Annotated in this window: 16 protein-coding genes; 9 read left to right on the plus strand and 7 right to left on the minus strand. The window is 61.9% G+C overall.

Going from position 1 to position 13,261, the window contains the following annotated elements; translation table 11 throughout:
* Position 1 precedes the first annotated feature (1 nt).
* Complete coding sequence (locus BBI10_RS03440; RefSeq protein WP_065986775.1) at positions 2–934, plus strand: D-2-hydroxyacid dehydrogenase; 933 nt, start codon at positions 2–4, stop codon at positions 932–934.
* Positions 935–1,286: 352 nt separating this feature from the next.
* A complete protein-coding gene (locus BBI10_RS03445; RefSeq protein WP_065986776.1) occupies positions 1,287–1,736 on the plus strand; it encodes a YcgN family cysteine cluster protein in 450 nt (149 codons plus the stop codon).
* Positions 1,737–1,798: 62 nt separating this feature from the next.
* On the opposite strand, the gene BBI10_RS03450 is transcribed toward BBI10_RS03445, so the two are convergent.
* The 4 genes from BBI10_RS03450 to BBI10_RS03465 form a co-directional block, all read right to left on the minus strand.
* Positions 1,799–2,170 (minus strand): YgaP family membrane protein, encoded by a 372-nt coding sequence (locus BBI10_RS03450; RefSeq protein WP_065986777.1) that lies wholly within the window; start codon positions 2,168–2,170, stop codon positions 1,799–1,801.
* 85 nt (positions 2,171–2,255) lie between these two features.
* Positions 2,256–2,744, minus strand: coding sequence for an RNA methyltransferase (locus BBI10_RS03455; protein WP_065986778.1), 489 nt, complete (start codon positions 2,742–2,744; stop codon positions 2,256–2,258).
* Between the two features lie 156 nt (positions 2,745–2,900).
* Positions 2,901–3,272 carry a YajD family HNH nuclease gene (locus tag BBI10_RS03460; RefSeq protein ID WP_065986779.1) on the minus strand — a complete coding sequence of 124 codons (372 nt, stop codon included), beginning with the start codon at positions 3,270–3,272 and terminating at the stop codon, positions 2,901–2,903.
* A 70-nt stretch (positions 3,273–3,342) separates the two neighbouring features.
* Positions 3,343–4,029, minus strand: a complete 687-nt coding sequence (locus tag BBI10_RS03465; protein WP_065986781.1) for a spermidine synthase — start codon at positions 4,027–4,029, stop codon at positions 3,343–3,345.
* Between the two features lie 111 nt (positions 4,030–4,140).
* Between BBI10_RS03465 and BBI10_RS03470 the strand changes: the two genes are divergently transcribed.
* The gene (locus tag BBI10_RS03470; protein WP_065986782.1) at positions 4,141–4,428 is read left to right on the plus strand and encodes a hypothetical protein; all 288 of its coding nucleotides are present in this window, start codon (positions 4,141–4,143) and stop codon (positions 4,426–4,428) included.
* A 16-nt stretch (positions 4,429–4,444) separates the two neighbouring features.
* Here BBI10_RS03470 and BBI10_RS03475 read toward each other — a convergent pair whose 3' ends face one another.
* Together BBI10_RS03475 and BBI10_RS03480 are read right to left on the minus strand one after the other, a co-directional pair.
* Complete coding sequence (locus BBI10_RS03475; RefSeq protein ID WP_065986784.1) at positions 4,445–4,912, minus strand: Crp/Fnr family transcriptional regulator; 468 nt, start codon at positions 4,910–4,912, stop codon at positions 4,445–4,447.
* A 118-nt stretch (positions 4,913–5,030) separates the two neighbouring features.
* Entirely contained in the window at positions 5,031–7,088 is a 2,058-nt protein-coding gene (locus BBI10_RS03480) for a S9 family peptidase (protein ID WP_065986785.1), read from the minus strand.
* Between the two features lie 151 nt (positions 7,089–7,239).
* Between BBI10_RS03480 and BBI10_RS03485 the strand changes: the two genes are divergently transcribed.
* The 6 genes from BBI10_RS03485 (at position 7,240) to BBI10_RS03510 (ending at position 11,909) form a co-directional block, all read left to right on the plus strand.
* On the plus strand, positions 7,240–7,743 hold the full coding sequence (locus tag BBI10_RS03485; RefSeq protein ID WP_065986786.1) for an MFS transporter: 504 nt from the start codon (positions 7,240–7,242) through the stop codon (positions 7,741–7,743).
* A gap of 51 nt (positions 7,744–7,794) precedes the next feature.
* A complete protein-coding gene (locus BBI10_RS03490; protein WP_065986787.1) occupies positions 7,795–8,568 on the plus strand; it encodes a class II glutamine amidotransferase in 774 nt (257 codons plus the stop codon).
* A 13-nt stretch (positions 8,569–8,581) separates the two neighbouring features.
* Positions 8,582–9,106: a DUF2937 family protein gene (locus tag BBI10_RS03495; RefSeq protein ID WP_065986789.1), complete on the plus strand. Its 525-nt coding sequence runs from the start codon at positions 8,582–8,584 to the stop codon at positions 9,104–9,106.
* A gap of 414 nt (positions 9,107–9,520) precedes the next feature.
* Positions 9,521–10,285, plus strand: a complete 765-nt coding sequence (locus BBI10_RS03500) for a 5-oxoprolinase subunit PxpA (RefSeq protein ID WP_065986791.1) — start codon at positions 9,521–9,523, stop codon at positions 10,283–10,285.
* Positions 10,282–10,986 (plus strand): 5-oxoprolinase subunit B family protein, encoded by a 705-nt coding sequence (locus tag BBI10_RS03505; protein WP_065986794.1) that lies wholly within the window; start codon positions 10,282–10,284, stop codon positions 10,984–10,986. The genes BBI10_RS03500 and BBI10_RS03505 overlap by 4 nt, the downstream gene beginning before the upstream one ends.
* Positions 10,983–11,909 (plus strand): biotin-dependent carboxyltransferase family protein, encoded by a 927-nt coding sequence (locus tag BBI10_RS03510; RefSeq protein ID WP_065986796.1) that lies wholly within the window; start codon positions 10,983–10,985, stop codon positions 11,907–11,909. Before BBI10_RS03505 ends, BBI10_RS03510 begins: the two co-directional genes overlap by 4 nt.
* 137 nt (positions 11,910–12,046) lie before the next feature.
* Here the strand turns inward: BBI10_RS03510 and BBI10_RS03515 are convergent, their stop codons facing one another.
* The gene (locus tag BBI10_RS03515; protein ID WP_065986798.1) at positions 12,047–13,225 is read right to left on the minus strand and encodes a vWA domain-containing protein; all 1,179 of its coding nucleotides are present in this window, start codon (positions 13,223–13,225) and stop codon (positions 12,047–12,049) included.
* Positions 13,226–13,261: the final 36 nt, after the last annotated feature.

Below are 13,261 nucleotides of genomic sequence, written 5' to 3' on the forward strand. Positions count from 1 at the left end.
CATGCGCGTTCTGATCGCCGAACACGATTATCCCGTATACACCGAACTCCTCCGCCAGGCGGCCCCCGAAATCGAAGTGTTGAGCAGCGGTCACTCCGCTGAACTGTCGAAAATGGCCGCCGAGGCGCCGATCTGGCTCGGTCAGCCTGACCTGCTGGCGAATCTGCTGCGCCAGGGCCACAAACCGAAATGGCTGCAATCGACCTGGGCCGGCATCACGCCGCTGCTGGCAGACGGGCTGTACCGCGACTATCAACTGACCCGCGCCGTCGGCATCTTCGGTCAGGTGATGGCTGAATTCGTGCTGACCTACATGCTGGTGCATGAGCGTGAGGTGCTGGCGCGGTTGGTCAGTCAGGTCGAGCGCAAGTGGGACAACCGCATGGGCCGCAGCCTGTCCGGACGCAAGGCGTTGATCGTGGGGACGGGCGACATTGGCCGCTGCGTGGCGCAGTTCCTCGTGCCGTTCGGCGTTGAGCTGTATGGCGTTGCGTCGAGTGCGCGGACCGAAGCGCCGTTCGTTGAGGTGGCCGCGCTGGAGGACCTGCCGCGTCTGGTGGCCGAGGTCGATTTCGTCATCAACCTGCTGCCCAACACGCCGCAGACCCAGGACCTCTACAACGCCAAACTGTTTGCCGGCTTCAAGCCCTCGGCGTTGTTCATCAACGTCGGGCGGGGCACGGCGGTGGTGGATGCGGATCTGGTCGAAGCGCTGAAAGAAGGGCATCTGGCGGGGGCGGTCATTGACGTCTGCCGGCAGGAGCCATTGCCCCAGCGTCACCCGTTCTGGACGGCATGGGGCCTGTTGCTCACCGGTCACAGCTCGGCGCCGACCTCGCCGCCGGCGATGACTCAGCTGTTCGTGGACAACCTCAAGGCCTATACCGCCGGCGAGGCATTGCGCGGCGAAGTGGATTTCGCCAAGGGGTATTGAGCACTTCCCGGCTGAAACCGGTCCTGCTGACACAGCGATGAGTGGGACCGGCTTCAGCCGGGAAGAGGCCCGTGTGTACGCCATCCAGTTTGCGGCGTGCCGCCGACGCCCTCCCGGCTAAAGCCGATCCCACTAAAACCCAGCGTCCAGCCCTTACAAACTGAAATCCCCTTCAGCCGCCCGTTCAGCCAGCGGCCGACGCGGGCTCGGCGTTTCGCGGACCGCATTACCCCGCCAAAGCAGGTCCAGCCGGAGGAACGCGTTTACCGACAGTCGCCAATGCTTGGCCCAAATGACTTGTGCCTCTAGACTGGCGGCCTTTCATTGCCCCACAGCTGTTTGCGCGAGAACCATGGCCGCCATCGTAGAACCCTTCTGGATACGCAAAACCCTTGAACAGCTCGATGCAGTCGAGTGGGAGTCGCTGTGTGACGGCTGCGGTTTGTGCTGTCTGCAAAAGCTCGAGGACGAGGACGACGGCAGCGTTTATTACACGCGCATTGCCTGCAAGCTGCTGGATCTGAAGACCTGCGCCTGCACTGACTACCCGAATCGTCGCGCCCAGGTCCCGGACTGCATTCAGCTGACGCCGGGAAAGGCTGATGAATTCAAGTGGTTGCCGCCCACCTGCGGCTATCGGCTGGTCAGCGAGGGCAAGGACTTGCCGCTCTGGCACCACCTGGTGTGCGGGGACCGGGAACAGGTGCACAAGCAGCGTATTTCTCAGTCCGGCCGCATGCTCAGCGAAGGCAGCGTGCCGGAGGACGACTGGGAGGATTATCTGATTTTTCGTGCGGGCTAAAGCAAAAAGCTCGTGGGGCTGTCGGTTCAGCCGTCACGAGCTTGCGTGCGATGCAGCGTGGATCAGACGCCTTTCGGACCTTTCAACGCGTCGGCGCCGGTGTCGACAGCGTCTTCTACAGCGACTTCAGCCTTGGTCTTCAGCTTGCTCAGCTCGGCGCCGGCTTCTTCGATGCGCGAACGGGCCACGTCCATCTCGCTGCGGCTTTTGTCGATCAGCGCTTTGGCCGAGCAGTGGCCGGTAATGCCACGGGCCAGAACGGCACCGCCGATTGCCAGTTGCACCAGACCAAAGATCCCGCCGCGGCGCAGACCCTTGCCCATCATCAGTACACCACCTGCCAGTGAGCCAATTCGCTCCCAGCCCTGTACGTTCTGCTCCGGGTAATCGTGCAAAGGTCGTTCGATGCGTTCAATGATCGGGGTGTCGCTCATGATGCGTTCTCCGTGAAAGGTAGGGTCCTTAAAGCTGACTGTCAGCAGCGCAAACTGTTCAATGCGTTTTGTCAGCGCGCGGACGTCAGGTGCGATCGGTTTCCCGTCCGAACTGCGGGCCGGAGCGGGTGTTGATGCCTTTGGCCATGCGGTCGTAAAGCACGACGTTGACCGTCGCGGCGAGGTTCATGCAGCCCGTCGTGGGGATGTACACCACGTCTTCGCACCAATCGCGGATTTCCTTATCCAGTGAACCGTCTTCCGGGCCGAAGATGTAAATCGCGCGATCCGGGTGGGTGTACTCGGGCAGCGCCCGTGCGCCTTCGACCAATTCCACGGCCACCGGCACGCAGCCCAGCGGGATGATCTTTCTCAGGTCATCGATGCCGATCAGCGGAATGTCCTGATGAATCTTTTTGGTGTCGGTGACGAAATCACGCGCACGCTCATAGCGCTTGCCGGTATAGAACACCGACGCCACGCCATAGCAGCCTGCTGCGCGCATCACCGAACCGACGTTTTCCGGGGATTTGGGATTGAACAAGCCGATGCAGGCATAGCGTTTGTTGGCCACGGGGGAGGGTGCTCATCAGAGAAAGCGCAGGATTATAGGGGAAAGAAGCAGCGGCAAGTTTCAAGCTTTAAGCTGCAAGAGGCGGTGAACGGTGGCCCGACAGACGCCGCTGTGCTTTTACTTGCCGCTTGCCGCTCAAAACTTGCAGCTCATTCCTCAGTCTTTCTTCATCAACCCGGCCAGCGCGGCGAACGGGTTGTGGGTGGCCTTGGCGGCTTTCGGGCTGCTGGTCGAGCTTTCCGAGAAGTACTGCTGATCGGTGTAGCGCGAATGTTCGTTGTCGTGGCAGTACAGGCACAGCAGCTCCCAATTGGAGCCGTCCTGGGGATTGTTGTCATGGTTGTGGTCGCGGTGGTGAACGGTCAACTCGCTGAGGCGTTTACCGGCAAATTCCCGGGCGCAGCGGCCGCAGACGTGGGGGTACATACGCAGGGCTTTGTCGCGGTAACCCATTTCGCGATCACGCTGGGCATCGGCGAGGATGCGGTCCAGTTTGGAAGTATTGGTTGGCGTGTTGGCCGAACTCATGGCGTCACCTGTTTCGTGTTCTGTTGGCGATGGAGAGCAATGCAGGCAAGTCTAGCGCTTTGCCCGTCGATCAGCCCTTCAGTTTTTCAGCGATCCAGATGGTATGCCGTGTGCCCTTGTTGCCGTGGGCGTAGACCTTGACCTCTTCAGCCTTGAAACCGGCCTTGCGCAGTTTGTCGCTGAAGGCCGCATCGGCGCTGGCGGACCACACGGCCAGCACGCCTTTTGGGCGTAGCGCGCTGGCACAGGCCGCAAGACCGCCGGCCGAATACAGCCAGCTGTTGGACTTTTGCGTCAGGCCTTCGGGGCCGTTGTCGACGTCCAGCATGATCGCGTCAAAGCCCTGGGGTTCGGCTTTCAGCACTTGAGCGACGTCCTGTACCACCACCTTGGCGCGCGGGTCCTGCAACGGATTGCCCGATTTCTCGCCCAGCGCGCTGCGGTTCCACTCCACCACGCCGGGCACCAACTCGGCGACTACTACTTCGCCGTTCTTGCCCAGGTGCTTGAGTGCCGACGCCAGGGTGAAGCCCATGCCCAATCCGCCGATCAGCACCCGCGGGTTAAGGCGGGCAGCGACCTTCTTGCACGGTATTTCGGCCAGGGCGTCTTCGGAGCCGTGCATGCGCGTGTTCATCAACTGGCCGCCGTCGCCGCCCTGTATCTTGATGACAAAATCTTCGCCGTACTCGAACAGGCACAAGGCGCCGCCGTCATCAGGGATCGGAGTGGTGTCGAGCAGAACAAAACGTTTCATGGATAACTCGTCAAAAGGGTAGGGCCGCATGCAGCGCAATTTGTCAGAGCGCGATGGGTTGCGCAGGAGTAGCCTGAGCGGTAAGCGAAAGATTGGCAGGGGAGGCCAACGATGAAGTGCTCCATTCTACTGACGATTGTCATCACTGTGCTCGGCGCGTCGCAAGCGTCTGCCGAGAGCCTGCAGCCTGTTCTGAATACACCCGAGCCCATCGCGGCTTCCGAGGGTTCGCCCGGCACCGCGACGCCAACGCCGTACCCGCAAGTGGCACCGCCGGGCGTTCCCCATGCAGGCGGGCAAGGCAACCCGCCGTTATTGCCGAAGATTCCCCAGCCAGGTCCGCCAAAGGACGATGAGCCATTGCCCGGCTTGCAGCCGTCGGCCAAGCCCAGTCCCTGACTCACGCTCGACGCTCTCAATCCTGCTGCGTCACCACCTGGCCGTCCATCATGCGCAGCCGCTTCGACATGGCCACCGCGATCGCGCGGATGATCTTCGCCGCCACTTTCGGTGCCTCGTTGAGCATCTTTTCCAGCGAATCCTTGCCCAGATTCAGCAGGTAGCACGACGATGCGGCGATGCATGTGGCCGAGCGGCGTTCGCCGTCCAGCACCGCCATTTCGCCAAACGCTCTGCCGCTGCGCAGTAAGGCGGTCTCCACCGGTTGGCCGTCGCTGTTGAGCTTCTGCACCGACACCGTGCCCGAATGAATAATGCACATGAACGTGCCCGCGTCGCCCTCGTTGAAGATCGCGTCGCCTTTTTCAATGCTGCTGATGCTGAAGTACCCCGCAGCGGCGGCGAATTCTGCAGGCGTCAGGGCTATGAACAGACCGCAGTCCATCAGCATGTCGCGGATTTCTTTGTTGAGTAATGTAGACATGGCGAGTTCTTGTTGAGTGTTCAGGGAGATTGCGTGAAGCACTGGCTGGCGTGAGAGCAGCCCCGGACTTTACAGCGTCCGGGGCTTGCCATGTGACACACCACTCGCGCAGATTTCGTCAGGCCATATTCAGCACTTTCAGAATAAATCCGTATTCGAGTGCTACGTCACGCAATCCCTGATAGCGCCCGCTCATGCCACCGTGGCCTGCACCCAGTTCGGTCTTGAGCAACAGCAGGTTATCGTCGGTTTTTAGATCACGCAGTTTTGCCACCCACTTGGCCGCCTCCCAATACTGCACGCGACTGTCGTTATAGCCCGCGATCACCAGCATGGCCGGATAATCCTGTGCCGTGACATTTTCATAAGGCGCATAGGCCTTGATCCGCGCGTGAACATCCGGCTCTTGCGGATTACCCCATTCGTCATATTCAGTGACGGTCAGCGGCAGATCGGGATCGAGCATGGTGTTCAGCACATCGACGAACGGCACCTCAGCAATGGCCGCCTTGAACAGCTCCGGACGCTGATTGACCACCGCGCCAATCAACAGGCCGCCGGCGCTGCCGCCACTAATGACCAGTTGCTCGGCAGTGGTGATGTTCTCCGCGATCAAGTGTTCGGCGCAGGTGATGAAGTCGCTGAAGGTATTCTGCTTGTGCTCCTGCTTGCCGTTGCGGTACCAGGCTTCGCCCAGCTCACCGCCGCCGCGCACATGGGCGATGGCGAAAGCGATGCCGCGATCGAGCAGGCTCAGTCGCGCATGGGAAAACCACGGGTCCAGGCTCTCGCCGTACGCGCCATAGCCGTAGAGATACAGCGGAACGGTCTGACCCGCCAGCTCGCGCTTGACCACCAGGCTGATCGGCACTTGCGTACCGTCGGCGGCCGTCGCCCACAACCGCTGGCTGACGTAGGCATCGGCGTCGAACACACCCAGTACGGGCGTTTCCTTGAGTACGACCTGTTCCCCGGTCGCCAGCGACAATTGCCATACCTGCGGCGGACGATTCAGCGACTGATAGCGCAGGCGAATCGTGTCGCTGTCGAACTCAAGGGTGTCCTGCACGTACAGGTTGTACGCTGCATCCGGCAGTTGCACGCGATACGCCGGCAGGCCTTGGGGATGTACTTCGACAATCGGCAGGCCGCCTTCGCGCAGGCTCAAGGTCAGGCCTTTGGCGTTGAGGCTGAAGCCATCGAGCATGACCGTCTCGCTGTGGGCAATCAGGTTCTGCCAGTCGCCCCGTTGCGGGATGCCATCGGTCTTTTCAGTCGCGTGGTACAGCGCAAAGTTGATGCCGTCCTGATTGCTGCGGATCACCCAGCTCCATTCGCCCTCGATCAATCCGTGGTCCACCGAATACTCGTGGCCTTCGCTGCGCGGTGCCATGCACACGAACGCCTGCTCGGGCGTGCCCGCGTCCAGCACCCAGGCCTCGCTGGTGGTTTTACTGTCCAGCCCCACGATCAACTGCCGCTCCGAGCTGCTGCGATAGCAATGCAGGAAGAAGCGCCCGTCGGGCTCGCTGAACACCAGCTCGGCGGATTGTTCGCCCAGTTTGTGGCGATACAGCTTGTGTGGGCGATGGGTGTCGTCCAGTTCGCCGAAGAACAGCGTCTGGCTGTCGTTGGCCCAGGTCATGCTGCCGTCGCAGTCTTCGAACGGCAGGCTGCTGACCGCGCCGCTGCTCAGCTCTTTGACGTACAGCTGATAAACCTCCTCGCCGCTGGTGTCGAGGCTGTAGGCCAGGCGCCGATGGTCGGGGCTGATGCTGAACGCGCCGAGGGAGAAGAAGCCACCGCCCGCCAGTTCGTTCGGGTCGAGCAGCAGCTCCTCAGCGCTTTCGTCGAGGGTCTGGGAGTCATCGGCCGGACGCGGGCAGCGGTAGTGACGGGCGTATTCGTCGCCTTCGGTGGTCCGGGTGTAATAAAGATACGGGCCCCAGGGGGAGGGCAGGGACAGATCGGTTTCGAGGATGCGGCCCTTGATCTCCTGGAACAGGGTTTCGCGCAACGGCTGCAGTTCGGCGAGCTGCTTTTCCTGCCAGGCGTTCTCGGCCTTGAGGTAATCGAGCACTTCATCGGTGTCGCGGTTTTGCAGCCAGTCGTACGGGTCAACGCCGTCAGCCTTGCGGGCGACGGGGGCGGTGGAGGTGTGTGGGGCGGAAGGCATGCTGGGCTCTCTCACGTGGGCTCATTTAAAAGGGATCGGTCGCGCTGCCCGGTGCTGGACACGCGGCGGACCGATAACTGAAGCCGGGGAAGCCGGGCTGGTGAAAAGTCGTTATCATAAGCGCCTCTTTACCTGCCTTACCACGGACGTCATGACCGACAACGACTATCTGATTGCCTGGGGCCTTTACGCGTTCGCCGCGTTGGGCTGTCTGTTGGTGTGGTTCAAGCTGACCGGCTGGATGTGGCGCTACCTGCGCGAACCCCTGCGCGTGATCGGCGCCGTGCTGTTGTTCTGCCCGACCATCGTCGATCCGGCCAAGGATCAATACGCCCCGGCGCTGGCGATCAGCGTGCTGGATCTGGCGCTGAAAGTCGGCAACAACGTCTGGCGCGCCGTGCTCGACCTCGCCACTTACGGCGCCGTCGCGCTGGGCCTCTACTTGGTTTACGCCTTGATCAGCTTGCCGTTCCTGCGCAAGAAAAAAGCCCGTCTGGCCCACGCCGAAGCTGCCGCTGCACAGGCTGCCGCCGAGCAGAAGGAACACGACGAGCCTTACGCGGACCAGCCTGCAGGACGCTTCGCCAGCCCGTCGCCGGCGGCATCGCCAGCACCTGCGCCGAGCGGCCGCTATCGCGTCGAACCCAAACTGTGATGATCACCGGCATCCTCCCAGACGCGTGCTTCAACGCACCGAGACCCGAGCATGTGTGAACTTCTGGGCATGAGTGCCAACATACCGACGGACATCGTGTTCAGCTTCACCGGGCTGATGCAGCGCGGCGGCCGTACCGGTCCGCACCGCGACGGCTGGGGCATCGGTTTCTACGAAGGCCGTGGCCTGCGCCTGTTTCAGGACCCTGCCGCGAGCAGCGAGTCGGAAGTTGCGCAACTGGTCCAGCGTTACCCCATCAAGAGCGAAGTGGTCATCGGCCACATTCGTCAGGCCAACGTCGGCAAGGTCTGTCTGTCCAACACCCATCCTTTTGTGCGCGAACTGTGGGGGCGCAACTGGTGTTTCGCCCATAACGGTCAGCTCGCGGATTTTCACCCCGGTGCCACGTTTTATCGGCCAGTGGGCGATACCGACAGTGAAGCGGCGTTCTGCGACCTGCTCAACCGGGTGCGTGAAGCGTTTCCCGAGCCCGTGGAGATCGAGCAGTTGCTGCCGACTCTGGTCGAGGCCTGCAACGAATACCGCAGCAAAGGCGTATTCAACGCACTGCTCAGTGATGGCGACTGGCTGTTTTGCTACTGTTCGACCAAGCTGGTGCACATCACCCGCCGCGCCCCGTTTGGCCCGGCGCGCCTGAAAGACGTCGACGTCATCGTCGATTTCCAGGCGGAAACCACGCCCAACGATGTGGTGACGGTGATTGCCACCGAGCCGCTTACCGAAAACGAGACCTGGAACCGCTACGAGCCGGGTCACTGGAGTCTTTGGCGCCGCGGCGAATGCGTTGCCGAAGGCTCGGCCTGAGAGAGAGGGATCTATGCTGCGAAGCTACCTGCGACTGGTGTTGTTCACGGCAGGCCTGTTGATAGGCGTGCAGATTCCAGGCTTCATCAGCGATTACAGCAAGCGCGTCGAAGCGCACATGCTGGAAGCGCAACAAAGCCTGCGCGGTTATACCGAAACCGCCCAGCGGTTCTTCAATGGCGACGTGCAGGCCCTGATCCAGCATTACCGCAGCAGCGATGATCCGGTGTTCCGCACCGACGCTGACAACATCAGCAACCTGCTCACCCGCAATCAGACCCTCGACCGTGAATGGCTGGCGCTGCAAGGCCCGTGGTACTCCCGCGCCTGGCATGTGCTGACCGCCGCCGACACCGGCATCCGCGACGAAACCTGGAATGGCTATACCTGGCAGGTGCTGTTGTCGCCGGAAGTCATCGGCTGGGGCCTGCTGTGCGCGCTGCTGTTTTCGCTGGTCATCGAAAGCATTGTGGTGTTCATTGACTGGGTGTTTGTGGGTCGGCATCACGTGCGACCGGTGGGGCGCGACTGGCGTTGATGCTCATTGCCGGCACCCGCTTGATTGGGCAGTGATGCTACTGACGCCTTCCCGGCTGAAGCCGGTCCTACAGTTGTGGGTACTTCGTAGGACTGGCTTCAGCCGGGAAGGCGATTTAGCAGACACCCCGCGGCGCGCCTGGGACCGGCTTCAGCTGTGAAGGCATTTTTTCTAGACACCCCGCGCACCCGTAGGACCGGCTTCAGCCGGGAAGGGGCCATACCATTCAGCGAAGATCCTCCGCACCGTTCACTTTTTCTTATCCTCCCCCCGCGCTTTAATTAGTTGGACGCTTCGGCCATCCGCGCCGAAGAATGCCCCCAACGCACAGCCCCGTGTCCCGCGCTGCCAACCTGACAACCCCGCGCGTACACTCGAGCTTCTCCCCGTTTCGTTCGCACAGGAGTCACGCATTTGAGCCGCCTGTTATTGAATTGTGATATCGGCGAAAGCTACGGCGCCTGGACCATGGGTCTGGACGCCGAGGTCATGCCCTACATCGATTGCGCCAACATCGCCTGCGGCTTCCACGCCGGCGACCCGAGCGTCATGCGCAAGACCGTCGCGCTGGCGCTGGCCAGCAACGTCACCATCGGCGCGCACCCGGCTTATCAGGATCTGGTGGGTTTCGGTCGTCGCTCGATGGCCTGTTCGCCGCAGGAGATTCAAGACCTGCTGCATTACCAGATCGGCGCGCTCGACGGCGTTTGCCGGGCTCAAGGCAGCCACGTCAGCTACGTCAAACCCCACGGCGCGATGTACAACGACATGATGGCCAACCCGACGCAACTGCGCGCCGTTATCGAGGCCATCGCCCGCTACAACGCCGAACTGCCGCTGATGCTGCTGGCCATGCGCGACAATTCCGCGGCGCAAGCCATCGCCGATGAATTCGGCATCACGCTGTGGTTCGAGGCCTTTGCCGATAGGGCCTACGACAATGTGGGGCGTCTGGTCTCGCGCAACCTTCCCGGCGCGGTGCATCACGATGCCGAGGTCATCATCGCTCAGGCCATGACCTTGTCCCGAGGCGAAGCCTTGATCGCCAGCGATGGCAGCGAGCTGCGGCTGCAACCACACACTTTGTGCGTGCACGGTGACAACGCCAGTTCCATCGACGCGGTCCAGCGCATTCGTCAGGCGTTGAACGGCACTGACGCCGGACCGTCGGCCCCGTGAACCTGCGCATCGAAGTCGTCGCCATCGACTGCCTGATGGTCCGCCTGTTCGACGCCATCGACGAGGCCAACATGCCGTGGATGCTCGCCGCGACGATGCGTCTGCGCGAGGGTTTCGCTGCGCAATTGATTGATCTGGTGCCGTCCTACACCACGCTGATGGTGCATTACGATCTGTTGGCGTTGAGTCCGACACAGGCTCGGGCGATCATTACCGATGCGCTGAAAGACCTCACACCCGACGCCGCCCAAAGCGGTCGACAGCATGTGTTGCCGGTCTGGTACGACCTCAGCGTCGGGCCCGAGTTGAGCCTGTTGTCCAGGCGCAGCGGGCTGTCGGTGGAAGATGTGATTCGCCGCCACAGCCAGCGCGAGTATCAGGTCTTCGCCCTGGGCTTCGCTCCGGGGTTTGCGTTCATGGGGCTGGTGGAAGAAGGCCTCGCCGCACCGCGCATCAAGACACCCCGCAAGCGCGTTGCCGCGGGAAGTGTCGGCATCGCCGAACGGCAAACCGCGGCCTACCCGCTGGAGTCGCCCGGCGGCTGGAACATCCTCGGGCGCACACCTGCCAAACTGTTTGATCGCGAAATCGACGGCTGCAGCCTGATGCAGCCCGGCGACACCGTACGTTTTGCCGCCATTGATCACGCCGAGTTCATGCGTCTGGGCGGCGACGACACGCCGCTGGAGGGCCTGGCATGAGCGCGTTGACGGTGAAAAGCAGCACGCCGCTGTGCCTGTTGCAGGACGCGGGCCGGTTTGGCGTGCGACACCTCGGCGTCACCCAGGGTGGGGCGCTGGACTGGGTGTCGATGTCGTGGGCCAACAAACTTCTGAACAACGCGCTGGATGCTGCCGTTATCGAAGTGACGCTGGGCGGTCTGACGCTGCTGGCCGAGTCCGACTGCTGCCTGGCGCTGGCCGGTGCAGATCTGGGTGCCATGCTCAACGATCGCCCGATTGCGCCGTGGCGCAGTTTCTTCATTCGCAAAGGCCAGCAACTGCGTTTTATCCGGCCCATCACCGGTGCCCGCGCGTATCTCGCCGCGCCCGGCGGATTTGCGGCGGTCGATGTGCTCGGCAGCTGCGCTACCGTCACGCGCGAAGGGTTGGGTGGGCTCGAAGGAAATGGCAAAGCGCTGGCTCAAGGCGATCAACTGACTTATGCGGGGGCGTCATTTGAGCTTCACGCGCTGCCTGATCACCTCATCCCCGACCTTTCCGATCAGCGTCCGTTGGACTTGGTGCTGGGCGCGCAAATCGGCCAGTTCAGCGGGCTGAGTCTGTTCGATGCGTTTAACAGCGACTGGACCCTCGACAGCCGCGCCGACCGCATGGGCATGCGCCTGCTGGGGCCGGAGCTGGTTTACCAAGGCAAACCGATGATCTCCGAAGGCATTCCGCTGGGCGCCATCCAGGTCCCGCCGGATGGTCAGCCGATCGTCCTGCTCAACGACCGCCAGACCATCGGTGGCTACCCGAGGCTCGGCGCATTGACGCCGCTGTCACTGGCGCGGCTGGCGCAGAAACTTCCGGGGAGTGTGGTGCGGATGAGGGCAGTGGTGCAGGACGTGGCGCATCGGGAGCAGGTGGGATTCCAGAATCTCGTCCGCCGTCCGCTGTAGGAGCGTGGCTTGTCCCGCGATCTGCCGGGAACCGGCAGCAATTGGAAGATGCGTTCCGCCTGATGTACGCCACAATCCGGTTTTACGACGACTGCGTCGCCGATCGCGGGACAAGCCACGCTCCTACGGGCTCGGCATCACTTCGCCAGATACCGCATCCCTTCTTCCAACCCCCGCAACGTCAGCGGGTACATCTGGTCTTCGATCAAGTCCCGCACGATGTTGGTGGAGGTGGTGTAGGCCCAGGCATCTTTGGGGTACGGATTGATCCAGATGATCTTCTTGAACTTGCCCATGAACCGCTGCATCCAGACGTAACCCGCTTCCTCGTTCCAGTGCTCGACGCTGCCGCCCGGCTGGGTGATTTCGTAGGGCGCCATGGCGGCGTCGCCGATGAAGATCACTTTGTATTCGGCGCCGTATTTATGCAGCAGGTCCTGGGTGGCCGTGCGCTCAGAGGTGCGGCGCTGGTTGTTCTTCCACACTGACTCGTAAACGAAGTTATGGAAGTAGAAATACTCCATGTGCTTGAACTCGGTCTTGCAGGCCGAGAACAGTTCCTCGCAGATCTTCACGTGGGCGTCCATGGAGCCGCCGATGTCGAACAGCAGCAACAGCTTGATGGTGTTGCGACGTTCCGGGCGCATCTGGATGTTCAGCAGGCCGGCGTCGCGGGCGGTGTGATCGATGGTGCCGTCGATGTCCAGCTCGTCCGCCGCACCCTGGCGCGCGAATTTGCGCAGGCGCCGCAGCGCCACTTTGATGTTGCGCGTGCCCAGTTCAACCCCGTCGTCGAGATTCTTGTACTCGCGTTGATCCCAAACCTTCGCGGCCTTGCCCTGACGCTGGCCGGCGTCGCCCACCCGAATCCCCTCGGGATTGTAACCGCCTGAGCCGAACGGGCTGGTGCCGCCGGTGCCGATCCATTTATTGCCGCCGGCGTGGCGCTCCTTTTGCTCTTCCAGACGCTTCTTGAATTCTTCGATCAGCTTGTCCAAGCCACCCAGCGACTGGATCTGCGCGCGCTCTTCAGCGGTCAGCGAACGCTCGAACTCCTTGCGCAGCCAGTCCTCGGGGATCAGCGCCTGCAAGTGATCGTCGAGCTTTTCCAGGCCATTGAAATACGCGCCAAACGCCCGGTCGAACTTGTCGAAATGGCGCTCGTCCTTCACCAGAATCGTGCGCGACAGGTAGTAGAACTCGTCCATGTCAGCGAACGTCACGCGCTGCTTCAGCGCGTTGATGAGGTCGAGCAGTTCACGCAACGAAACCGGCACTTTGGCCGCACGCATTTCGTTGAACAGGTTGAGCAACATAGTCGGCGTCCCGCCCTTGATCTAAATAAGCTTGAC

Origin of the sequence: Pseudomonas graminis (assembly GCF_001705435.1) — a bacterium.
GTDB lineage: Bacteria > Pseudomonadota > Gammaproteobacteria > Pseudomonadales > Pseudomonadaceae > Aquipseudomonas > Aquipseudomonas graminis_B.